Genomic DNA, 23,300 nt, shown 5'->3' with positions numbered 1-23,300 from the left:
GGAGTCATCCGAAGCGCAGCCCCGCCGGGGCGAGCATCGGAATGACGCAGGGCAGCCTCGGCGGCTAAAGAACCCTGGCGTCGGCAAGCTCGAAGCCCTGCCGCGCCCGCCCCAAGATCCCGGCCGCGCCCTACTCGGACTCGCCCAGATAGGCCGCCCGCACCTTGGGATCGTGCAACATGTCGCCGGCCGGACCAGACAGGATGATCTCGCCCGATTCCATCACGTAGCCGCGATGGCTGTTTTCCAGCGCCAGGCGCGCATTCTGCTCGATCAGCAGGATGGTGACGCCTTCGCTGGCGATGGTGCGCACCACCTCGAAGACCTTCTCCACCATCAGCGGCGCCAAGCCCATCGAAGGCTCGTCCAGCAACAGCAGCTTGGGGCGCGCGATCATCGCGCGGCCCATCGCCACCATCTGCTGCTCGCCTCCGGACAGCGTGCCGGCCGCCTGCTTGCGGCGCTCCGCCAAGCGCGGGAACAGCGTGAAGACGCGGTCGGTGTCCTGGCGAATCTGGGCCGCATCGCGACGGATATAGGCCCCCATCGCCAGGTTTTCCTCGATCGTGAGCTGGCCGAAGATGCCGCGCCCTTCCGGCACCATCACCAGACCGCGGCGCACCAGCTCATGCGACTTCTGGCCGCCGACGGACTGGCCGCCGTAGACCACTTCACCGCCCGCCAGCGGCACCAGTCCGCAGATGGCGCGCAGCGTCGTGCTCTTGCCGGCGCCATTGGCGCCGATCAGGCAAACCAGTTCGCCCTGGTCCACGCGCAGGTCGATGCCGCGCACCGCGCGGATGCCGCCATAAGAAACCTGCAGGCCCCGCAATTCCAGTAGGGGTTGGGATGCTGCCGTCATGCCGGGCGCTCCTGATGAATCTGCGGATCCTGCGCGGCGCCTGCGCCCAGATACGCTTCAATGACCTTGGGATCGCGCTGCACCTGGGCGGGTTTGCCCATGGCCAGCACCTTGCCGTATTCGAGCACCAGCACGCGGTCGCACAGGCCCATGACGAGCTTCATGTCGTGCTCGATCAGCAGCACGGTGATGCCGTCGGCGCGGATCTTCTCGACCAATTTGCGCAGCACCACGGTTTCCGATGCGTTCATGCCGGCCGCCGGTTCGTCCAGCGCCAGCAGCTTGGGATCGGTGGCCAGCGCCCGCGCGATCTCCAGGCGCCGCTGGTCGCCGTAGGGCAAGGAACGCGCCACGTCGTTGGCGCGATGGCCGATGCCTACGTAGTCCAGCAGTTCCTGCGCCCGCGCTTCGGTGGCGGCCTCTTCGGCCCGCGTGCCGCGCGTGCGCAACACGGCGCCCAATACGCCCGACTTGGTGCGCATGTGGCGGCCGATCATCACGTTCTCGATCGCGCTCAGGTTGGCGAACAGGCGGATGTTCTGGAAGGTGCGCGCCAGGCCCGCATAGGCGACTTCATGCGGCTTCTTGCCGGACATGGACTCGCCGTTGAACGTGCAGCTGCCCTCTTCCGGGATGTACAGGCCGGTGAGCACATTGAACAGCGTGGTCTTGCCCGCGCCGTTCGGGCCGATCAGGCCGTAGATCTCGCCTTGCTCGATGTCGAAGCTGACGTCCGACAGCGCCTGCAGGCCGCCGAAGCGCTTGCCCAGTCCCTGGGCTTGCAGCAGTTTGCTCATGCTCCGCCTCCCTGGGTCTTGGTTGCAAGTTCACGCTTGCGCACCGCCGACGGCCACAGGCCGGCCGGACGGAACAGCATCACGCACACCATGGCCAGGCCGAACAGCAGCATGCGTATGCCCTCGGGGTCCAGCACCACGGCGCCGAACAGCATGTGCTGCACCGGTTCGACCACCGCGCGCAGGAACTCGGGCAGCGCGGCCAGGATCAACGCGCCCAGGATCACGCCCGGGATGTGGCCCATGCCGCCCAGCACCACCATGCACAGGATCGAGATGGATTCCATCAGCGAAAAGCTCTCGGGGCTGACGAAGCCCTGCATCGAGGCGAACAAGGCGCCCGCCACGCCGCCGAAGGACGCGCCCATCGCGAACGCCAGCAGCTTGATGTTGCGGGTATTGATGCCCATGGCCTTGGCCGCGATCTCGTCTTCGCGGATCGCTTCCCAGGCGCGGCCGATGCGCGAATTCTGCAGGCGCACGCAGACCACGATGATGATCAGCGTCACCGCGAGCAGCAGGTAGTAATACTTTTCGGGTCCCGTCACGCGCAGGCCTAGCAGGCTTTCCGTGCGGCCGAAGGCGAACTCGCCGACCTTGAAGGTGTCGATGCGGTTGATGCCCTGCGGTCCGTTGGTGATGTTGACCGGCGCGTTCAGGTTGTTCAGGAAGATGCGGATGATCTCGCCGAAGCCCAGCGTCACGATGGCCAGATAGTCCCCTCGAAGCTTGAGCGTGGGCGCGCCCAGCAGCACGCCGAACAGGCAGGCCACCGCCAGCGCGATCGGCAGGATCGCCCAGAACGGCAGGTGCAGGCCGAAATGCGGCGATGCCAGCAGCGCCCAGGTGTAGGCGCCCACCGCGTAGAACGCGATGTAGCCCAGGTCCAGCAGGCCCGCGAAGCCCACCACGATGTTCAGGCCCAGCGACAGCATCACGTACAGCAGCGCGAAGTTCAGGATGCGGACCCAGCTCTGCCCGGCCATGCCGATCACGAAGGGCAGCACCGCCAGCACCACGCCGATCAGCGCGATGCCGATCAGGTTGCGGGTGGAGAACCCGCTGCTTTTCAGGGTTGCGTTCATGCCCGGTCTCCCACACGCTCGCCCAGCAGGCCGGACGGACGGAAGATCAGCACCAGCACCAGCACGAAGAACGCGAACACGTCCTGATAGTGGCTGCCGAGGAAGCCCCCGGTCAGGTCGCCGATGTACCCGGCGCCCAGCGATTCGATGATGCCCAGCAACAGGCCGCCCGCCATGGCGCCTACCAGATTGCCGATGCCGCCCAGCACCGCGGCCGTGAAGGCCTTCAGGCCCAGCATGAAGCCCATGGTGTATTGCGACACGCCGTAGTAGGTGGCGACCATCATGCCGGCCACCGCGGCCAGCGCCGAGCCGATCAGGAACGCCGCCGAAATGACCGTGTTGATGTTCACGCCCATCAGCCCCGCGACTTCGCGGTTCTGCGCGGTGGCGCGCATCGCCGTGCCCAGACGGGTCTTGTGCACCACGGCCAGCAGTCCGCCCATGATCAGCGCCGCGATCACCACGATGGCAATCTGCAGCGAGCTCATGCGCGCGCCAGCAATCTCGAATACCTGCGGCGACAGCACCTGCGGGAAGTTCAGGTAGTTGCGGCCCCAGCCCATCATCGCCACGTTCTGCAGGATGATGGACACGCCGATCGCGGTGATCAGGGCAGCCAGGCGCGGCGCGCGCCGCAACGGCCGGTAGGCCACGCGCTCGGCGGTCCAGCCCACGGCCATGCACAGCGGCACGGACACCAGCAGGCCGACGCCCAGCACCACGAAGGCGGACGTGGAAGGATCGCCGCCCACCAGCGAGATGGCGATGGTGGTCGCCGCCATCGCGCCGATCATGACGACGTCGCCATGGGCGAAGTTGATCAGCCCGATGATGCCGTACACCATGGTGTAGCCCAGGGCGACCAGGGCGTACACGCTGCCTAGCGTGACGCCGTTAATCAGTTGTTGAATGAAGATATCCATAGGGGCCGCTGAATAAGCCTGGAAAAATCGCGCGGACCTTGCGGTGACGGCCCTCGGGCCTGCCACGGCGCCGCGCGTGGCGCGCGCCTGACGGCGCGCACGCTGCAATACGGGCGGGACGCGGCGCTCAGCCGCCTCCCCGCCCCGGTCCAGCCGCCTTAGTTGGCTTGGCTGACCATCGTCTCAACCATCTCCCACTTGCCGTTCTTGACTTCGTAGATGGTGACCGAGATTTCCTTCAGGTCGCCCTTGGCGTCGTAGGAAATGTGCTCGCTGGTGGCGCCCTTGCGGTTCAGCTTGGCCAGGGCCGGCAAGTACTTCTCGGGCTTGGCCGAGCCGGCCTGCTCGATGGCGGCGATCATGTTCCAGGCGCCGTCATAGGCGTAGGGAGCATAGACGCCGGGGGCCTTCTTGAAGCGGGCCTGGTAGCGCTGCTCGAAGTCCTTGCCCGCGGCCATCTTGTCCAGCGGCACGCCGGCCAGCGAGGCGTAGGTGCCGTCGGCGGCGTCGCCGGCCAGCTTGATGAAGGTGTCGCTGCGCGTCATTTCGCCCGAAACCAGCGGCGCCTTCAGGCCCAGGGTAGCCAGTTGGCGCTTCATCGGACCGGATTGCGCGTCCAGGCCGCCGTAGAAGATGGCATCGGGCGCCGAACCCTTGATGTTGGTCAGGATGGCGGTGAAGTCGTTGGCCTTGTCGGTGGTGTACTCGCGGCGCACGACCTGGCCGCCAGCGGCCTTGACCGCCTTCTCGACCTCGTCGGCCAGGCCCTGGCCGTAGGCGGTGCGGTCGTCGATGATGGCGACCTTCTTGGCCTTCAGGCTTTCCACCATGAACTTGCCGACCGCGGCGCCCTGCTGGGTGTCGCTGGTCATCATGCGGAAGGTGGTTTCGTAGCCTTGCTTGGTGTACTCCGGCGAGGTCGCCATGGCGATCTGGGGCAGACCGGCTTCATGGTAGACGCGCGAAGCGGGGATGGTCGTACCCGAGTTGAAGTGGCCCAGGATGCCGACCACGTCCTGGTCGACCAGCTGCTGGGCAACCTGCACGCCGACGCGCGGATCGGCCTGGTCATCGCGCGACACCAGCACGAACTTGGCGGTTTCGCCGTCGACCTTGATGCCCTTCTTGTTGGCTTCTTCCAGGGCCAGGTTCAGGCCGTTCTGCATGTCCTCGCCATAGTGCGATTGCGGACCGGTGAGCGGCGCGGCAAAACCGAACTTGACGTCGGCAGCCTGCGCGGAGGCGGCCATGCCGGCGGCGGCGATGCTGGCGGCGAGAAGCTTCAAAGTGGTGCGGAACTTCATGGGTATCCTCCGAGTGTCGGACTTAAGACCTTGTTATACCTGAGCTTTTAACCAGGCTTTTGGTTTTTCACTACTAGCAAGTCCGATATGGCGGAAGCTTGCGTGTGCATGTTCTGCAAAATCCGGAAGCCGGGTTGCGACTTCCGGATTTGAGGTGCGACCGAATTTTCGTGCCAGTGCAACCTCTGCCGATATTGGAGATAACCCTTGGATACCCAAGGGTTGTCCTATACCCGGCTCAACCTATGGTCATGAGGCTGGCGTTGCCGCCCGCCGCCGCCGTATTGACGCTGACGGAGCGCTCCGCCAACAGGCGCTCCGGCACGTAGCCGGCGCCCGCCGCGATCGCGTCGGGGGTCAGTCCATGGACCGACAGGATGGCGCCCGGACGCTGCGCGATGCGCTGGTTCAGCGCCTGCAGCGCGTCGCCATCACCCTCGAACAGCACGGCCTGGTAGTCCGCCTGGTCGACCTCGCCGTCGGCCAGGATGCCCGCCTGTTCCTGCTGGCCGGCGTCCAGCGAGGCCAGCAGCGCCTGCGCCGCGGGCGTGTCCGCGAACCAGGCGTGGTTGCCTGTCAGCTTGGCGACGGACCACTGCGCCCGCGCCCCGGCCTCGGTGGCGGCCACGCAATACACGGCGCCGCGCGGCTCGACCACATAGGTATTGGTCTCGCCGGTCGGCCCCGGCAGCGCAATGCGCTGCGGCAGCGCCGCCGCCGCGTCCAGCGCCGGCGGCAGGCCCGCCGGACGCGTGCCCAGCAGGCGATACATGTAGAGCGGACCGCCGGCCTTGGGGCCGGTACCGGACAAGCCTTCGCCGCCGAAGGGCTGCACGCCCACCACCGCGCCCACGATATTGCGGTTGACGTAGACGTTGCCCGCATGGACCTGGCCGGTCACGTGCGCGATGGTCTCGTCGATGCGGGTATGCACGCCGAAAGTCAGGCCGTAGCCGGTGCCGTTGATGGCATCCAGCAAGGCGTCCAGTTCGTCGCGCTGATAGCGCACCACGTGCAGCACGGGTCCGAACACTTCGCGCGTCAGCTCGCTGACGTTGTCGATTTCGATGATGGTCGGCGGCACGAAGGTGCCGTGGCGGCATTCGCCGTTGAGTTCCACCTGGTCCACGCGATGGCCCGCCGTGCGCATCGTTTCGATGTGCCGCTGGATGCCGTTGCGCGCTTCCGTATCGATCACCGGGCCCACGTCCACCGACAGGCGGTCGGGGTTGCCCACGCTCAGTTCGCGCATCGCGCCGCGCAGCATGGTCAGTACGTGGTCGGCATTGTCTTCCTGCACGCACAGCACGCGCAGCGCCGAACAGCGCTGGCCCGCCGAGTCGAAGGCGGAGGTCAGCACGTCGAACACGACCTGTTCGGACAGGGCCGAGGAATCCACCACCATGGCGTTCTGGCCGCCCGTCTCGGCGATCAGCGGAATGGTGTGGCCGGCGTCATCCAGGCGATCCGCCAGCGTGCGCGCGATGATGCGCGCCACGTCGGTGGAGCCGGTGAACATCACGCCGCGCACGCCAGGGCTTGCGACCAGTTGCGCGCCCACGGTTTCGCCGCGGCCCGGCAGCAGCTGTACGGCGCCGGCAGGCACGCCGGCAGCGCGCAGGATGGCCACGGCTTGCGCGGCGATCAGCGGCGTCTGTTCGGCGGGCTTGGCCACCACCGTGTTGCCGGCGGCCAGCGCGGCCGCGACCTGGCCGGTGAAGATGGCCAGCGGGAAGTTCCAGGGGCTGATGCACAGCACCGTGCCCAACGGACGATGCGTGTCGTTGCTGAATTCCGTTTCGGCCTGGTCCGCGTAATAGCGCAGGAAGTCCACGGCCTCGCGCACCTCGGCGATGGCGTTGGGCAGCGACTTGCCGGCTTCGCGCACGATCAGGCCCAGCAGGGTCTGCATCTGCTCTTCCAGCAGTTGCGCGGCGCGGCGCAGGCACTGCGCGCGTTCGGCCACCGGCGTGGATTGCCAGATGGGAGCGGCATTGGCGGCGGCGCGCAGCGCGGTCTCGGCCTCGTCTGCCTGCGCTTCGACCACGTGGCCCACCACGTCGCGCAAATTGGCGGGGTTGCGGACTTCCATGGCGCGCGAGGCGTCCCAGGCGCCGTCGCCCTCGCCCAGCATGGGGCCGGCGCGCCACGGCATGGCGGCGCTGGCCAGCAGGGCCGCGGACAGCGAACCCAGCCGATGTTCGTTGCTCAGGTCCAGGCCCGCCGAGTTGGCGCGGGCGCCCTCCTGCGGGTCGCCATAAAGTTCGCGCGGCAGCGGAATCTTCTCGTGCGGCGCGCCCAGCGGCGTGATGCGCGCAGCGGCTTCCACCGGGTCGGCCACCAGTTGCTCGACCGGAATGCTGTCGTCGCCGATCAGGTTCACGAACGAGGTGTTGGCGCCGTTTTCCAGCAGGCGGCGCACCAGGTAGGCCAGCAGCGTTTCATGCGTGCCGACCGGCGCGTAGATGCGGCACGGACGGTTGAGCTTGCCCTGCGACAGCGCGCCCACGACTTCGTCGTACAGCGGCTCGCCCATGCCGTGCAGGCATTGGAATTCGTACTGGCCCGGGTAATAGTTCTGGCCCGCCAGCTGGTAGATCGCGGACAGGGTGTAGGCATTGTGCGTGGCAAACTGAGGGAACACCGCTTCCGGCACGCCCAGCAGCTTGCGGGCGCAGGCCAGGTAGGCCACGTCCGTGTAGACCTTGCGGGTATAGACCGGATAGCCTTCCAGGCCGTCGACCTGGGCGCGCTTGATCTCGCTGTCCCAGTACGCGCCCTTGACCAGGCGCACCATCACGCGATGGCGGCTGCGGCGGGCCAGGTCGATCACGTAGTCGATCACGAAGGGAGCCCGCTTCTGGTACGCCTGGATGACGAAGCCGATGCCGTTCCAGCCGTCCAGCTCGGGCTCGAAACAGAGCGCTTCCAACAAATCCAGCGAAATTTCCAGGCGGTCGGCTTCCTCGGCGTCGATGTTCAGGCCGATGTCGTAGCTGCGCGCCAGCACGGTCAGCGCCTTCACGCGCGGCAGCAGCTCGGCCATGACGCGTTCGCGCTGGGCGCGCGAATAACGCGGATGCAGCGCCGACAGCTTGATCGAGATGCCCGGTCCCTCATAGATGCCGCGGCCGGCCGCGGCCTTGCCGATGGCGTGGATGGCCTGCTCGTACGAGGCGTAATAGCGGTCGGCGTCCTCGGCCGTGGTCGCGGCCTCGCCCAGCATGTCGTAGGAATAGCGGAAGCCCCGTGCTTCCATCTTGCGGTTGTTGGCCAGGGCTTCGGAAATGGTCTGGCCCGACACGAACTGTTCGCCCATCATGCGCATGGCCATGTTCACGCCCTTGCGCACCAAAGGTTCGCCGCCCTTGCCGATCAGGCGGGTCAGCGCCTTGGACAGCGACTGCTCGCTGCTCACGGCCACCAGCTTGCCGGTGATCATCAGTCCCCAGGTGGCGGCGTTGACGAACAGGGATTGCGAGCCGCCCATGTGCGACTTCCAGTCGCCGCGGGCCACCTTGTCGCGGATCAGCGCGTCGCGCGTGGCGCGGTCGGGAATGCGCAGCAGCGCTTCGGCCAGGCACATCAGCGCCACGCCTTCCTGGCTGGACAGCGAGAACTCCTGGATCAGCCCTTCCACCCCGCCGCCGCTGCGCTTGCCGCGCAGCTTCCGGACCAGGTCGGCGGCCATGGCGTGGATCTTTTCCAGATTGGGCATGCGGGCCTGGCCCAGCAGCAGCGGCACGCACTCGGGCTCGGGGCGGCGGTAGGCGGCGGTAATGGCCGCGCGCAACACCGACTGCGGCTGCACGTCCTGACCGAACTCGTAGAACGGCGGCGTCGGCGCGGAATGGCCTTCGCCCGCCTCGTCCTCGCCGCCCGCGTCCATGCCCAGGTGCGACATCTCGGCGGGCAGGTGGCCGCGCTCGATCTTGTCCAGGTAGGAAAGGATCGCTTGCTTGTGCAGCCAGTGCGGCGTGCAGTTGAGCTTTTGCGCGGCGGCCTTCAGCCGGTCGCGGAGCGCGTCGTCGACTTTAACGCCTAGGGTCGTGCTGGCCATAAGAGATTGCTTCCTGTCGCATGGCAAAGGTAGTACCGGGCCCCGACGGGACCCGGCATGGGTAGGACCGTATGCTAGACAGGTTGCAACTTGGTTTGCACTATGGTTAACCCTAGGTTAACCATTTGAGATCAGGCGGAATTTTGGACCAGGGCTATCAATCCTTGAGCGCCGCGCAGCCCAGCATCTGCACCGAGGCCGATCCCGCCGGGGTCTGCCCCCGTATGGCCGAGGCCATGGCGCCGGCCAGACTGACCACTGCGCGCTGCTGGGCAGCGATCATGGCGGGCACGCCCTCTTCCGCCACCGGTTCCGTCACCACGCTGCGGCACAGCAGGCCGGAACCCTTCATGTTGACCGGCCGCACGCGCCAGGTCGCATCCAGCTGGGCCATGCGACCCGGCTCCAGCTCGAAACGCTGTACGTCGGTCTGCACCCGCCAGACCGCAGCGCCGGGGCCTGGCTTGACCAGTTGCACATCCAGCGCGCCCAGTTCCCGCTTCAGCGCGTCCGACAGCGCGCCCCGCAACTCGTCGCCCAGCGGTGAGCTCCAACGCTCGGAATACAACGCGGACAGACTGCCTTCGCCGGTGCGCACCATCAGCTGGGGCTGATCCGCCTGCGTCGAGATATTGACCGGTTGCACCTCGATCAGGAAGCTGGCCGGCGCCACCGCACCGCCCGGAGCCTGGGCCGCCGGCGACTGCAAGGTGTGATAGTGCACGGGCGAGGACGCCCCGCAGCCGGCCAGCGCCGCCGACAAGGCCAGCAAGGACAGGACCGGGCGCAGACGGGGCGTCAGCCTGCCCGCGGATTGGGGCTGCTCGGAACTCGGGGCCGCCTGGCGGGCGTGGGGGGACGGGCGTCTATTCATCATGGGATTCAGTTCCTGACAGGACCGGCGCCGGGGATCGGGTCTGGGCCGCGGCCGCGCAACAAGGCCTCGGGATTGGCTTGCAGGAAATCGGCCAGGGCGCGCAGCGAACGGGCCGCGCGGCCCAGCTCCTGCATCGCCTTTTCCGTATTGACCGGCAAGGAAGCATCGGATGCCAGCAGCGCGTTGACCTGCGCCATGGACTCCTTGGCCTGCTTGAGCATGTTCTGCGCTTCAGGCGCGACCTGCTTGTCCAGGCGGTTCATCAGCTTGGAGGTGCTGGCCAAGGTGGTGCGCAGGTCCTCGCCGATCTTGTCGAACGGAATCTTCTCGATCTTGGCGACGATGTTGCTGATCTGCTGCTGCAACTGATCCAGGTTGCCTGGCACCGTCGGGATCAGCGCCGGATCCGAGGGTTTGAATTCAACCGGCTTGGCGTTCGGGAAGTCGTCCAGCGCCACGTACAGCTGGCCGGTCAGCAGGTTGGCGGTGCGCAGCTGCGCGCGCAGGCCGTGCTTGATCATGCCGCCCAACAAGCGGTTGCCGGCAACGTCGCCGTCCTTGGTGGCGCGATCGCGCACTTCGTCGAACACGCGGCCCAGGCGTTCCGGATACAGGGTTGCATCCACCATCGAGTAGAAACGCTTGGCGACCGGATCGAAGTCCATGTTGATCTGCGTGACGTTGCCCAGCGTGATGCCGCTGAAGTCGATCGGCGCGCCCACCGTCAGGCCGCGGATCGACTGGTCAAAGCGCATGCGGATCGGGAAGGCCTCGCCGTCCGGATTGGCCTTGGCTGCGGCCTCGGTCGCGTACAGGTCAAATTGCGCGTCGGCCTGCGCCTGCTTGCCGGCATCGCGCGCGCTGATGACCGGCTCGAAGGCCACGCCGCCCACCGCCATCGACACCAGCGATTGCGTGCGCACCTTGAGGCCGTCCGCATTGACGCTGAAGTCGACGCCGCTGGCATTCCAGAAGCGCGTGCCCTGGGTCACGAACTTGTCGTTGGGCGCGTCCACGAACACCTCGACGTTCACGGCCTTGCCGGTTTCATCCAGCGCGTAGCCGATCACGCGGCCCACGTTGATGCGGCGGAAGTACACGGGAGAACCGATATCCAGGGAACCCAGGTCGGACGCCTTGAGCTTGAAGCGCTTGCCGGCGCGGTCATGCGTGACCGCGGGCGGCACTTCCAGCCCTTCGAAATGCAGTTTGGTGGCCTTCTTGGAACTGTCCTTGCCTTCGGCCGCGTCCACGCCGATATAGGCGCCCGACAACAGCGTGCCCAGGCCGGACACGCCGCTCACGTCCAGACGCGGGCGCACCACCCAGAAGTTGGTGCCTTCGCGCGCCAGATCGGAAACATCCTTGGACAGTTCGGCCTGCACCACCACCTTGGTGCGGTCTTCGTTGAAGCCGATCGACTTCACGGTGCCGATGTTGACGTCCTTGTAGCGCAGCTGGGTCTTGCCGACTTCCAGCCCTTCTGCGGTATTGAACGAAATGGAGATGTCGGGCCCCGCCTGCATCCAGGTTCGCACGACCAGCGACAAGCCCATCAGGGCCGCCACGATGGGCACCAGCCAGATCCATGAAATCCGGCTCTTCTTCTTGCGCGAGATCGCGGGTGACGCAAACTTCTCTTCACCGGATCCGGGTGCTTGCTCGGACATCTACTCTTCCTTGTTCGTGGACGGAAGCCGCGGCGCTTCCTAGCCCATTTCCTTGCCGGCGAGAGACGCCGGCTGGCGCCCGCCTCCCACTGGCGGCGATTCTATTTCACTTTGTCCTTCCAGATCCCAACTGCGGCGCAGGTCGAAACTCATGGCCGACAACATGGTCAGGATCACTGTCAGCCCGAACGCCGCCGCACCCGCGCCGGCGCTGATTTCCATCAAGCCCTGGAAATCCGCCAACGCCGCCAGCAATATAACGACAAAAACATCCAGCATCGACCATTGGCCGATGAACTCGACCATTTGATACAGGCGCGTGCGCGGACGCAGGTTGGTGGTGCTGCGCCATTGTTCCGTCAACAGCAACAGCATGAGCGCCAGCAGCTTGGTCAAGGGCACCGCCACGCTGGCAATGAAGACGATCAGCGCGATATCCCAGGAACCCATTTCCCAGAGTTCGACCACGCCGCCCAGAATGGTGTGGGCGCTGTCCCCCAGCACCGACCTGACCTGCATCACTGGTAGCACGTTGGCGGGGATGTAGAACACCACGGCCGCCAGCAACAGCGCCCAGGTGCGCGCCAGATGATCGGGCTTGCGGAAATGCACCAGGGCGTCGCAACGCACACAGTGGTGGTGCTCTTCCGGATCGGCCGCGCGGGGCAACGCCTGCACCTGGCCACAGACATGGCATCCGGTCAGAACCGTGTCCGGCGCAGCCTGGGGGATATGCACCGGCACCACGCCCACGCTCTCGGCGTAGCGCCACAGCACATGCGGCGACAGCCGCCCCAGCATCGTCAACAGGATGGTCAGGATGCCGAATGCCGCCAACCCGATACCCGGAGTCACGGCGGCCATGCCCGCCAGCTTCACCACCGCCACCAGCACGCCCAGGAGGAACACCGGAACCATGCACCAGGGCCGCAGAATGCCCAACAAACGCATCGCAGTACGAAAGCCCAGGGGTTCCCGGCCGCGCGACAGCGGCCCCAACACCCACAGCAACACCGACAGCTGCAGCATCGGCAGCGCAAAGCCGGCCATGCCGGTCATGATGGCGACGACCCAATGGTCCTGGCGCCAGGTGATGGCAATAGCGTCCAGCAAGGATGCCTGCTGCACCATGCCCTGCACGGACATGGAAGCGACGGGATAGGCATTGGCCACCCCGAACACGATCAGGGCGGAAATGGCGAGCGCCAGCCAATTGGACAAAGTAAGCCCGCTGTAACGCCACAGAGTGGCGCCGCAGCGGGCGCAATTGGCGGTCTCTCCAGGTTCAAGCTGATGCCGGCGATAGATGCTCGCGCAGTGTTCGCACTCGATCAGCGGCTGGCGGTCCGCGGTCATTGAGAGCCTTAATCGACCAGTTCGACTTCCTGCTTGTCAGGCGCATCCGACGAGGGCGGCTTGCCGTTGTCGTCGAAGTCCAGCTTGACCTTGCCCTCCTCGTCCAGGTCGACCGTAACCGTGCCGCCATCGACCAGCTTGCCGAACAGCAGCTCGTCGGCCAGCGCGCGGCGGATGGTGTCCTGGATGAGACGCTGCATGGGGCGTGCGCCCATGAGCGGATCGAACCCTTCCTTGGCGAGATGCTCGCGCAGCCCCGTGGTGAAGATGGCTTCCACGCGACGCTCGTGCAGTTGGTCTTCCAGCTGCATGAGGAACTTGTCCACCACGCGCAGGATGATTTCGCGGTCCAGCGGCGCGAACGGGATGATCGCGTCCAGGCGGTTGCGGAACTCGGGCGTGAACATGCGGCGGATTTCCGCCATTTCGTCGCCCACCACGCGCGAATTCGCGAAACCGATCGACGGACGGTTCAAGGTTTCAGCGCCCGCGTTGGTCGTCATGATGAGGATGACGTTGCGGAAGTCCGCCTTGCGGCCGTTGTTGTCGGTCAGCGTGCCGTGGTCCATGACCTGCAGCAGGATGTTGAACACATCCGGGTGCGCCTTTTCGATTTCATCGAGCAGCAGCACGCAGTGCGGCTGCTTGGTGATGGCCTCGGTCAGCAGGCCGCCCTGGTCGAAACCGACGTAGCCCGGAGGCGCGCCGATCAGGCGCGACACCGCATGCCGCTCCATGTATTCGGACATGTCGAAACGCAGCAGCTCCACGCCCAGCGTGAACGCCAACTGGCGCGCGACCTCGGTCTTGCCCACGCCGGTGGGGCCGGAGAACAGGAAGGCGCCGATCGGCTTTTCCGGCTTGCCCAGGCCCGAGCGCGCCATCTTGATGGCGGCGGACAGGGCTTCGATGGCGTTGTCCTGGCCGAAGACCACGGTCTTCAGGTCGCGGTCCAGCGTCGCGAGCTTGCTGCGGTCGTCGTTGGAGACGGACTGCGGCGGGATGCGCGCGATCTTGGACACGATGTTCTCGATGTCCACCTTGCCGATCACCTTCTTTTGGCGCGAACGCGGCAACAGGCGCTGCGCGGCGCCGGCCTCGTCGATCACGTCGATGGCCTTGTCCGGCAGATGGCGATCATTGATGAAACGCGCCGACAGTTCGGCCGCGGCCGACAGGGCGGCGGACGAGTAGCGCACGCTGTGATGCTCTTCGAAGCGGCTCTTCAGGCCGCGCAGGATCTGCACGGTCTGTTCGACGCTGGGCTCGGCCACGTCGATCTTCTGGAAGCGGCGCGACAGCGCGTGGTCTTTTTCAAAGACGCCGCGGTATTCGGTGTAGGTGGTCGCGCCGATGCACTTGAGCTGCCCGGAAGACAAGGCGGGCTTCAAGAGGTTGGACGCGTCCAGCGTGCCGCCGGAAGCCGAACCGGCGCCGATCAGCGTATGGATTTCGTCGATGAACAGGATGGCGTCGGGGTTGCCGCGGATCTGCTTGAGCACGCCCTTCAGGCGCTGCTCGAAATCGCCCCGGTACTTGGTGCCCGCCAGCAAGGCGCCCATGTCCAGCGAAAAGACCTGGGCGGCCTGCAGGATCTCGGGCACTTCGCCGCGCGTGATGCGCCAGGCCAGGCCTTCGGCGATCGCGGTCTTGCCCACGCCGGCCTCGCCGACCAGCAGCGGGTTGTTCTTGCGGCGGCGGCACAGCACCTGGATCACGCGTTCGACTTCGTGCTCGCGCCCGATGAGGGGATCGATGCGACCCGCCAGCGCGGCGGCGTTCAGGTCGGTGGCGTACTGGTCCAGCGGCGACTGACGCGATTCGCCCTGCTCTTCACCATTGGTCTGCTGCTCTTTCTGCACGGCGGCGGACTCCACCTGGGGCTGTTTGGTAATGCCATGCGACAGAAAATTGACGACGTCCAGCCGCGTCACGCCCTGCTGTTGCAGGTAGTACACAGCGTGCGAATCCTTTTCGCCGAAAATGGCCACGAGCACATTGGCGCCGGTAACCGGCTTCTTGCCGGTGCCTCCCGCGGATACGTGCATGATGGCGCGCTGGATCACGCGCTGGAATCCCAGCGTGGGCTGCGTGTCGACCTCGGCGCCGCTCGGGATCACCGGGGTGTTCTCCGAGACGAACTGGCGCAGATTGCGGCGCAGGTCGTCCAGGTTCGCGGCGCAGGCGCGCAGCACTTCAACGGCCGAAGCGTTGTCGAGCAACGCGAGCAGCAGATGCTCGACGGTAATAAATTCATGCCGGGCCGAACGGGCCTCGACGAAAGCCATATGCAGGCTGACTTCAAGCTCTTGAGAAATCACGCTTCCTCCGTAACGCATCGAAGCGGGCAAATACACGATTCATATTCTATGCCGATCATGGCGTAACGCCAGAGATTTCAAAAACCACTCTGTCGTGGCGGCCTTGCGCATCCATGACGGTAAGCGTATACCGGCCGTCCATGGCCAACACTAATTTAAACGGATGACCCGACGCGCCATGGCCAACCACGCGCCCGTCCAGCATCCACCATACTTCGCCTTCAGTTCCCTGCACATCCACATCCAGCGCCACTTCGCGCCCGCCCGGCACGGGCCGCAGCACCGAGCCGCTGGCCACGCCGCCCAGACGCAACGGTCCGCGCGAGGCGTCGGCGTAGCCGGCAAAGGACGGCGGCGCCGTTTCATTCAGCACCCAGGCCGCGCGCTGCTCCGGACATTCGCCGGACGGCACGCTGCCGAGCTTGTAACCCAGGGGCCAGCATGTCACCGCGGCCTGCACCGTTTCGGGCCTGACGCGGACCTGCTGAGCGCCTTCGGGCAAGGCCGCCACGATATCCTGCAGTAGCGGCGCCGCCACGTTGGCCCCGAAAAATCCGGGGTTGGGCGTCCCGTCCGGACGGCCGACCCAAACGCCCATCGTCCACCTGTCGGTCACTCCAACGGCCCAGGCGTCCCGGAATCCGAAACTCGTCCCGGTTTTCCAGGCCAGCTGCCGCGCCGGACTGCCCGACTGGTAGAACGGCCGGTCGGGATGGCCGCCGCTCTCCAGAATGTCACGGACGATCCAGGCCGCCCCAGGGCTCATCATACGGGACTCGACCCGCGGCTGCTCCGGCCGCAGCCGGGGCCGCCCTGAGACGCCGCCGCGGGCCAAGGCCCGGTAAGCGCCCACCAGTTCTTCCAATGTGGTGCCGCCCCCGCCCAAAATCAAGCTCAAATTCGGTTCCGCGCCCGCGGGCAAACGTAACCGTACCCCGCCGGCCAGCATGACCGAGGCGAAACTGCTGGGCCCGACGCGGTCCAGCAGATCCACCGCCGGCACGTTGAGCGAACGCTGCAGAGCCTGGGCGACGCTGATCGGGCCGGCGAACGCGGCCTGGAAGTTGCCCGGCGCGTAGCCGCCAAACGACATCGGCGCGTCGATCAGCAGGCTTTCGGAGTGGATCAGGCCCTCGTCGAGCGCCTGCGCATACAAAAAAGGCTTGAGCGTGGAGCCTGGCGAACGCACGCCGCGCACCATGTCCACGTGGGCCGCCCGGCTTTCGTCGGAGAAATCGGCGGAGCCGGCATAGGCCTTGACCTCCAGCGTATCGTTGTCCATCACCAACACGGCCATCGACACTTTAGGCGGCAGGCTGTCCACCCGATCCTGCAGCATGCGCTCCACCGCCGCCTGCATGTCCGCGTCCAGGGTGGATGTGACCACCGCGGGCCGCTCGCCAGGACGCCGGCCCGCCTTGCGCTGGCTGCCCGCCTCCTGCAGCAACCGCTGCGCGGCCAGGGGCGCCAGCCAGCGCGCGCGCAGCGGCGGCGCAACCACGTTCTCGATCTTGGCGTCGGCCACCTCGGCCGGGGTCCAGCGGCCCAGTTCGACCATGCGGTCCAGCACCTTGTCGCGCGCGGCCTGCGCGGCCTCGGGGTGACGATCCGGCCGCAGCCGCGATGGCGCCTGCGGCAAGGCGGTCAGCATCGCCGCTTCGGCCGGGCTCAGATCGCGGGCGGGCTTGCCCAGCCACAGGCGCGAGCCCATCTCCACGCCCTCGACGATGCCGCCCATGGGTGCGTGGGTCAGATACAGCGACAGGATCTCGTCCTTGCTGTAGTGCATTTCCAGCTGGATGGCGCGCCAGGCCTGCCGCAGCTTCGCCGACATCGAGCGCGAGGGCTTGCCGGCCAGTTCCGGATCGATCAGCCGCGCGACCTGCATGGTCAGGGTGGACCCGCCCGACACGATGCGGCGGTTGGTGGCCCACTGCCAGCCGGCGCGCGCCATCGCCACCGGGTTGACGCCCGGGTGCCAGTAGAACCAGCGGTCCTCGTAGGTCAGCAACGTTTCCAGATAGCGCTCGGACACCTGGTCGGGCTTGACCGGATAGCGCCAGATGCCGTCGCGGCTGGGATAGTTGCGCAGCGGCGTACCATCGGCGGCCACGACGACGGCGGCGCCGCCCGAATCCACGGGCGGCAAGGGATAGAGGCGGTCGAGCGTGAATAACAACGCGGCCAGCGCAAACAACGCGCTGGCCGCGAAGATTCCTCGCCGCCGCCAGCGGCGGGCGCGCGAGGCGCCCGCCACCGGGGTGGCGGCGGGGTTCAAGGACGCTTGGCGCCGCGGTCGCGGATCTCTACCGTGCTCCATTGCTCGCCTACGCCCCGGATTTCAGGCCGGTACATGTCTTCGGCCACCGTCGACGGCACCGCATAGCGGCCCGGCGTCACCACGCGCACCAGATAGAACACGTCCACCTTGCCGCGACCCAGCGACACCGCGGCCACATAGCGGTCGTCGCGGAACTCGCGGTGCTTGATGTTGGGATCGGACATGGCTTCGGCCACGCGGCGTCCGCCGATCGTCCATTCCTGCATCTCGGGGCTTTGCGACAGGTTCAGGTTTTCGACTTCAAAACCCGCCGGCACGCGGTCCACCAGCAAGCCATCCGGAATGTTCTGGTTGGCGCTGGCCTGCACCCACACCACCAGCATGTCGCCGGTCTGCAGGCTGCCGCCATCCCACGGGCGGCCGTCCGGACGGTACCAGCCGCGCTTGAGCTGGATCACGTCATTGCGCGGCGCAGGCGTGGTGGTCGGACTGCCCTGGATGTCGTATTCGACGAACAGGGACTGGTTGCCGGTGTTCAGCAACTGCACGCCGGCCAGGTCGGCCGCCGACAGCGACACGGTCTGGTCGCTGGTGCCGCCAGCGAGCGCCTTGGTGGAACCATTGACGGTCAACGTGGCGGACCAGGGCGTAGCCTTGTCGCCGCCCATAGCGCGGGCGGCCAGCAACAGCGACATCTGTTCCTGCGTCGACAGGTACGAACGGTTGCCCAGACGGCTGGCCAGCTGCGTCAGCAGGTTGTCCAGGCGCTCATGGCGCAGCTCGTACTTTTCCGCGATCGCAAAGGCCAGCGCATAGTCGCGCACGCCGCTGCCGTAGTCGCCCAGCCATTCGTCGTAATAGCCGGAGTTGCGACGATTGTTGAGACCGTACTCGCGCGCCACGGCCTGGTCGAGCGCGCTCTTCATGCGCCCTTCGTCGCCCATGAGCTTGAACGCGGCCGCCAGCTGGATCAGCGGCAACGGCGAGCGCGCGCGCTCCTGGTAGTTGTCGTACAGCTGACGCACCGTGGACAGCGGCGCCTTCTTGTCGCGCGCCAGCGCCAAGGCGGCAGTGGCCAGGCCGGCGAAGCGACGATGGTCCTCACGCAGGATGTTGGCGTCGCTGGAGTCGTAGCGACCGGATTCGACGCCGCGCTTCAGGTTGGCCGACCAGGTGCCGAACGCGCCCGAACTCTGCTGCACCTGCTCCAGCAGCCACTGGCGCGAACGGTCCAGCGATGCCTCGGGCACTTCGAAATCGTTGTCGCGGGCGTCCTGCATGAAGCCGACGGCGTAGGCCGTCAGCCACACATCGCGCGAGGACGAGCTGCTCCACAGGTTGTACGAACCGACGGCGTTGCGCATGCCCGCCAGGCGGCCGATCGCGCCGGCCACCTTGGCGTCGCGCTCGGCCTTGGTGCGCGGCTTGAGGCCGAACTGCTTGGCCGCGGCCTCATCCAGCATGACCCACGGCAGGGTCGCGCTGATGGTCTGCTCGGTGCAGCCGTAGGGATAGTTGAGCAGCCCTTCGACCAGGCGATTGACGTTGATCGGCGGACGGTTCGATACCGTCATGCTGACCGTGGTCGAGTCCGGGTAGTAGGACGCCACCCACGACGCCTGCGGCGCGTTGGCTTCGCCCGGATTCAGGCGCAGGCGGCGCACCTGGCGCTCGGCCGCGTAGGCCGGTTGCACCTGCAGCACCGATTCGCGCACGATGCGCAAGGGCTTGCCGCCGCCCTGCCCGTCGACGGTCAGGCGCATCAGGCCCAGGCCGTACGAACCGGTGGTGGTGGCGGTGAAGCGCAGCGTGGTGCGCTGCTTGTCCTTCAGAGTCACGGTCTTGACGCCGTCGACGATGGCCAGCGGGTCCAGCGCTTCCAGCTTGACCGTCACCTTCTGCTCGGCGCCGCTCAGGTTGGTCACGTCCAGCGCAATCGCGGCCTGGTCGCCCGGGGTGATGAAGCGCGGCGTGTTCAGCTCGGCCACGATGGGGGCCGCCACCACCATTTCGGTGTCGGTGCTGCCGTAGTTGTCGGGCGTGAAGGCCACGGCCATCAGGCGCAGCGTGCCGTTGAAATCAGGCAGGTCCAGGGGGATGTCCGCCTCGCCCTGCTCGTTCAGCTTGACCGGACCGGAGAACAGGTCCACCAGCTTGACCTTCTTGGGCAGGCTCTTGCTGTCGCCGCGCATGGCGGCGTCGCCGCCCCACTTCAGCTTGCCCTTCGTGCCGTCCATTTTCTCGATCAGCTTGCCGTACATGTCCAGCAATTCGGGCGCGTAGCGGTGCTTGCCGAAGAAGTAGTCCAGCGGATCGGGGGTCTTGTACTGGTTGATGTTGAGGATGCCCACGTCCACCGCCGACAGGGTCACGGTGGCCTGCTTGCCCTGGGCGCCGTCCACCTTGACGCGCACGGTCGCCTTGGTCTCGGGCACCGCCTTGGGCGGCGCCGTCAGTTTCACGTCCAGCTTGCGGTCAGCGCTGGCGATGGGCAGGAAGGTCAGGCCCAGCGCGCGCGCCGGCGTCACGCGGTCGCCTTCGCTGCCGGGACGGAACACGGCGGCGGCGATGTACAGGTCGTGGCGCTTCCAGCTCTTGTCGACCGGGATCTCGACCTGCGTGCCCGTCGCTTTCACGGCCACCCAGGTAGACCACAGCATGCGGTCGCCTTCCACGGTGATGAGCGCCTGGCCGTCATGCGGCGGCGTCAGGGTCAGCTTGACCGTGTCGCCCGGCTTGGCCGGCACGCCTTCGAGCTTCATCTGCACGCGGTCGGGACGATTGCCCATGGCGTCGGAGTCCTGCGCGTTCCAGCCCGCGTAAAAGCGGTAGCGCAGGGTCTGGCCGGTTTCGGGATCGGCGATTTCCAGGCGGTAGCGGCCCCACTTCACGGGCACGGTCAGCTGGGAGCGGTCGTTCAGCGCGATCTCGCGCGAATCCAGCAATTCCTCGGTTTCGGTGTAGCCGCTGTTCCAGCCGCGCTGGTCGTCGAAACGCCAGTAGTACTGGCGGTCTTCGCGGTACAGGCGCATCTGCGCCTGCGCCAGCGGCGCAATCTTGCCCTGCGCATCCACGCGCAGCACTTCAAACCCGGCGGGCGCGCCTTCGCGGGCCACGTCGCCGTCGAATTGCGGACGCACGGCGATCAGGCGGTCGGCGGGCCAGACGCTGCGCTCGATCGAGCGCACCACCGGACGGCCGCCGGATTCCAGCAGGCTGGCCGACACCCGCACCTTCATCGGCGAACGCGTGCCGCCGGTGCGCGGATCGACCTCGAGCTGGCCACGGCCCTTGTCGTCCAGGGCCGTTTCGGGCAGCTCTTCGAAATGGCGGCGGGCATCGTCGGCAACGTCGCCGAAGATGAAGCCAGGCCATTGCTGGGGCAGCGCAAAACGGTCGCGCTTGACCTGGAAGCTGGACAGCAGGCGGTTGCCAGCGGCGGGCGCGCCGTAGAGATAGTCGCCCTGCACGTCGACAGTCAGCGTTTCCTCCGGCGACAGCACCTCCTGGTCGGAGGTCAGCGCCATCTTCATGCGTTCAGGCAGGAATTCCTCGACCTGGAACTTCCAGGACGCGTCCGGCGCGCGCGACGCGGGGTCCACGCGCAGTTCCAGCAGCCACGTGCCGGTCTGCGCATCCAGCGGCAGGTCGATGCTGCGCTCGATATAGCCGGGCAGATCCTTCTGGGGCTGCCACAGGGTGCTCAGCACCGTGCGGCCGTCGGGGCGCTTGATGGTCGCGGTCAGGGGCGACGGCGCCAGCATGCGGCCGTCCAGATCGCGCGGCAGGACCGAGACGTTGAAGGTTTCGCCGGGGCGGTACAGATTGCGGCCAGCGTAGACGAACAGGTTGTTGGGGCGGGAAACATGGCCGCCCGTGTCGAATTCAGACAGGTCCAGGGCAGGTTCGCCCAGGGCCAGCACCGTCATTTCCTTGTCGCGCGAGGCGCGGATGACGCGCGCATTGGCGAAGCTGCCGTCAAAGCGGACATGGCCCTGGCCATCGGCCGCGGCCTTGGCCAGCGACTTGCCGGCGCCGTCCACCAGTTCGAACACGGCGCCCGAGATGGCGGTGCCGCTCTTCAGGGATACCGAATAGGCTTCGATGCGGTCGCTGTAGCGGCGCGCGTGCAGGCCGATGTCGCTGACGTAGAAATACGTCACCTGGTATTCGTAGCGGAAACGGCCGGGCTGGCTCATCACCGCGATGTAGATGCCGGGTTCCTGCAATTCCTTGATGCCTTCGACCGGCAGGAACGTGACATGGCGGCGGTTGGGCTTGTCGTCGGTGACGAAGCGGCCTTGATAGACGCTGGTCGTCAGCGAGTTCAGGCGGTCCAGGTCCCAGTTGCTGACCGAGCCCTTCAGGCTGCGGTTGTCGGAATAGCGCCAGTTGTCATCTTCGTCGCTGCTGTCTTCTTCTTCGCCGGAGCCGGTGCTGCGGCCGATGCCCAGCACGGTGTCGAACAGTTCAGGCACGCGCTCAGGCGATACGCGCAGGAACTGCACGTCCACTTCGGACACGTTCACCGTGGCCACGGGCAGGCCGCCATTCTGGCCGGCCGGCAGCACCACGCCGCGGCTGGCGAAATAGAACGACGGCGGCATGGCCTGCGTGTTCACCTCGCAATTCGACGCTTCCGCCAGCTTGATGCCGCCCGCGCCGGGCAGCCCGGCACGCACGGAGATCGCGTAGGAACGCTGCGGTTGCACGTAGGGGAAATAAACCATGCGGGGGTTGTCGCCCACCACCCAGTTGCCCTTCAGGATCTTGCCCTTGGGCGCCGAGTCGCCCGGCCGGACCGAGGCGGGCTGGTCACCGTTGCTGGCGGCCGATTCGCTGTCCTTGTCGGACGCCGAACCCGTGTCCGTCACCTGCAGAAAGCTGTCCAGGTCGGACTTGGCATCCACCGGCTGCGTGAAGGTCACGGCCAGCGCCAGCGTATCGTTGTACTGGCGCGGCTGGCAGGAAAGCGCGGCAAACGGGTCGGCCGCGCCGACCACCGCGCTGGCGGGCAATGCCGGCTTGGCATCTCCGCCACCCGCCGGGGCAGCAGGCTGCGACACGACGGCTGGCGCCGGATTGGCGGGCTGACGTTCCTTGCCCATCCACCAGCCCACGCCGATGGCGCCGGCCAATACAACGACCCCGGCTGTCGCCAGCCAGGCCTTGCTTATCTTTCCACTCACGGTAAATCTCCCGCTTACTCAAATGCAGACGCACCGCTCCTAAGCGGCGGAGCTGCCGACCTGATCATTCCGCGCGCTTCTCGGGTACGCGGATACTGCTTGTCAAAACAAAATAACCGGACAACACAACGCCGCCATGACAGGCGGCGCATTGATTCTGGGGTTCAGACGGGTTCCATCACGCATTGCAGGGGGTGCTGGCGCGCCCGTGCGTATTGGGCCACTTGCGCGATGCGCGTGGCGGCGAGGTCCCGGGGATAAACCCCGCATACACCACGCCCTTCGTGATGCACCTGCAACATGATCCTCGTAGCCTCTTCGTGATTCTTATTGAAGAACTTTTGCAGTACTTTCACGACGAACTCCATCGGGGTGTAGTCGTCGTTCAGCAGCAGGACCTGGTACATCGGAGGCGGCGCGGCGCGCGCCGGAGCCTTCTCGACGGCCAAATCATGCTGGGTATCCAAGGTAGAACTCATAGGGCCGCTATTCTATTTAAACGGGGGACGGCTAGCGTGTAACTTACGGAAAATTACACGTAGAAATGCGTAGTTTCCATACTTGACGCCGCA

General features: G+C 66.5%; 13 protein-coding genes. All 13 read right to left on the bottom strand.

Annotated features, from left to right (window positions below; all coding sequences use genetic code 11):
- Positions 1 to 130: 130 nt before the first annotated feature.
- Positions 131 to 862: an ABC transporter ATP-binding protein gene (locus IB258_RS06550; RefSeq protein WP_054452351.1), complete on the bottom strand. Its 732-nt coding sequence runs from the start codon at positions 860 to 862 to the stop codon at positions 131 to 133.
- Positions 859 to 1,659: an ABC transporter ATP-binding protein gene (locus IB258_RS06545; protein WP_054452353.1), complete on the bottom strand. Its 801-nt coding sequence runs from the start codon at positions 1,657 to 1,659 to the stop codon at positions 859 to 861. The genes IB258_RS06550 and IB258_RS06545 overlap by 4 nt, the downstream gene beginning before the upstream one ends.
- Positions 1,656 to 2,744, bottom strand: coding sequence for an ABC transporter ATP-binding protein (locus IB258_RS06540; protein ID WP_054452355.1), 1,089 nt, complete (start codon positions 2,742 to 2,744; stop codon positions 1,656 to 1,658). Before IB258_RS06540 ends, IB258_RS06545 begins: the two co-directional genes overlap by 4 nt.
- The gene (locus tag IB258_RS06535; RefSeq protein ID WP_370126311.1) at positions 2,741 to 3,592 is read right to left on the bottom strand and encodes a branched-chain amino acid ABC transporter permease; all 852 of its coding nucleotides are present in this window, start codon (positions 3,590 to 3,592) and stop codon (positions 2,741 to 2,743) included. The genes IB258_RS06540 and IB258_RS06535 overlap by 4 nt, the downstream gene beginning before the upstream one ends.
- A gap of 236 nt (positions 3,593 to 3,828) precedes the next feature.
- Positions 3,829 to 4,974 (bottom strand): branched-chain amino acid ABC transporter substrate-binding protein, encoded by a 1,146-nt coding sequence (locus IB258_RS06530; protein ID WP_013394755.1) that lies wholly within the window; start codon positions 4,972 to 4,974, stop codon positions 3,829 to 3,831.
- A gap of 238 nt (positions 4,975 to 5,212) precedes the next feature.
- Positions 5,213 to 9,034 carry a trifunctional transcriptional regulator/proline dehydrogenase/L-glutamate gamma-semialdehyde dehydrogenase gene (putA, locus tag IB258_RS06525; RefSeq protein WP_192352314.1) on the bottom strand — a complete coding sequence of 1,274 codons (3,822 nt, stop codon included), beginning with the start codon at positions 9,032 to 9,034 and terminating at the stop codon, positions 5,213 to 5,215.
- A gap of 157 nt (positions 9,035 to 9,191) precedes the next feature.
- Positions 9,192 to 9,908 carry a membrane integrity-associated transporter subunit PqiC gene (locus IB258_RS06520; protein ID WP_225590330.1) on the bottom strand — a complete coding sequence of 239 codons (717 nt, stop codon included), beginning with the start codon at positions 9,906 to 9,908 and terminating at the stop codon, positions 9,192 to 9,194.
- Positions 9,909 to 9,916: 8 nt separating this feature from the next.
- Positions 9,917 to 11,581: an intermembrane transport protein PqiB gene (locus IB258_RS06515; RefSeq protein WP_054452359.1), complete on the bottom strand. Its 1,665-nt coding sequence runs from the start codon at positions 11,579 to 11,581 to the stop codon at positions 9,917 to 9,919.
- 39 nt (positions 11,582 to 11,620) lie between these two features.
- Positions 11,621 to 12,937, bottom strand: a complete 1,317-nt coding sequence (locus IB258_RS06510) for a paraquat-inducible protein A (RefSeq protein WP_054452361.1) — start codon at positions 12,935 to 12,937, stop codon at positions 11,621 to 11,623.
- A gap of 8 nt (positions 12,938 to 12,945) precedes the next feature.
- Positions 12,946 to 15,258, bottom strand: coding sequence for an ATP-dependent Clp protease ATP-binding subunit ClpA (gene clpA / locus IB258_RS06505; protein ID WP_054453626.1), 2,313 nt, complete (start codon positions 15,256 to 15,258; stop codon positions 12,946 to 12,948).
- A 55-nt stretch (positions 15,259 to 15,313) separates the two neighbouring features.
- On the bottom strand, positions 15,314 to 17,536 hold the full coding sequence (gene pbpC / locus IB258_RS06500; protein ID WP_175162975.1) for a penicillin-binding protein 1C: 2,223 nt from the start codon (positions 17,534 to 17,536) through the stop codon (positions 15,314 to 15,316).
- On the bottom strand, positions 17,533 to 22,728 hold the full coding sequence (locus IB258_RS06495; RefSeq protein ID WP_370539816.1) for an MG2 domain-containing protein: 5,196 nt from the start codon (positions 22,726 to 22,728) through the stop codon (positions 17,533 to 17,535). The genes pbpC and IB258_RS06495 overlap by 4 nt, the downstream gene beginning before the upstream one ends.
- A 164-nt stretch (positions 22,729 to 22,892) precedes the next feature.
- Positions 22,893 to 23,207, bottom strand: a complete 315-nt coding sequence (clpS, locus tag IB258_RS06490) for an ATP-dependent Clp protease adapter ClpS (RefSeq protein WP_006383989.1) — start codon at positions 23,205 to 23,207, stop codon at positions 22,893 to 22,895.
- Positions 23,208 to 23,300 lie beyond the last annotated feature (93 nt).

Source organism: Achromobacter sp. ACM02 (genome assembly GCF_014851605.1).
In the GTDB taxonomy this organism is placed as follows: domain Bacteria; phylum Pseudomonadota; class Gammaproteobacteria; order Burkholderiales; family Burkholderiaceae_B; genus Achromobacter; species Achromobacter aegrifaciens.
This window is presented reverse-complemented; position numbering and strand designations above follow the sequence as displayed.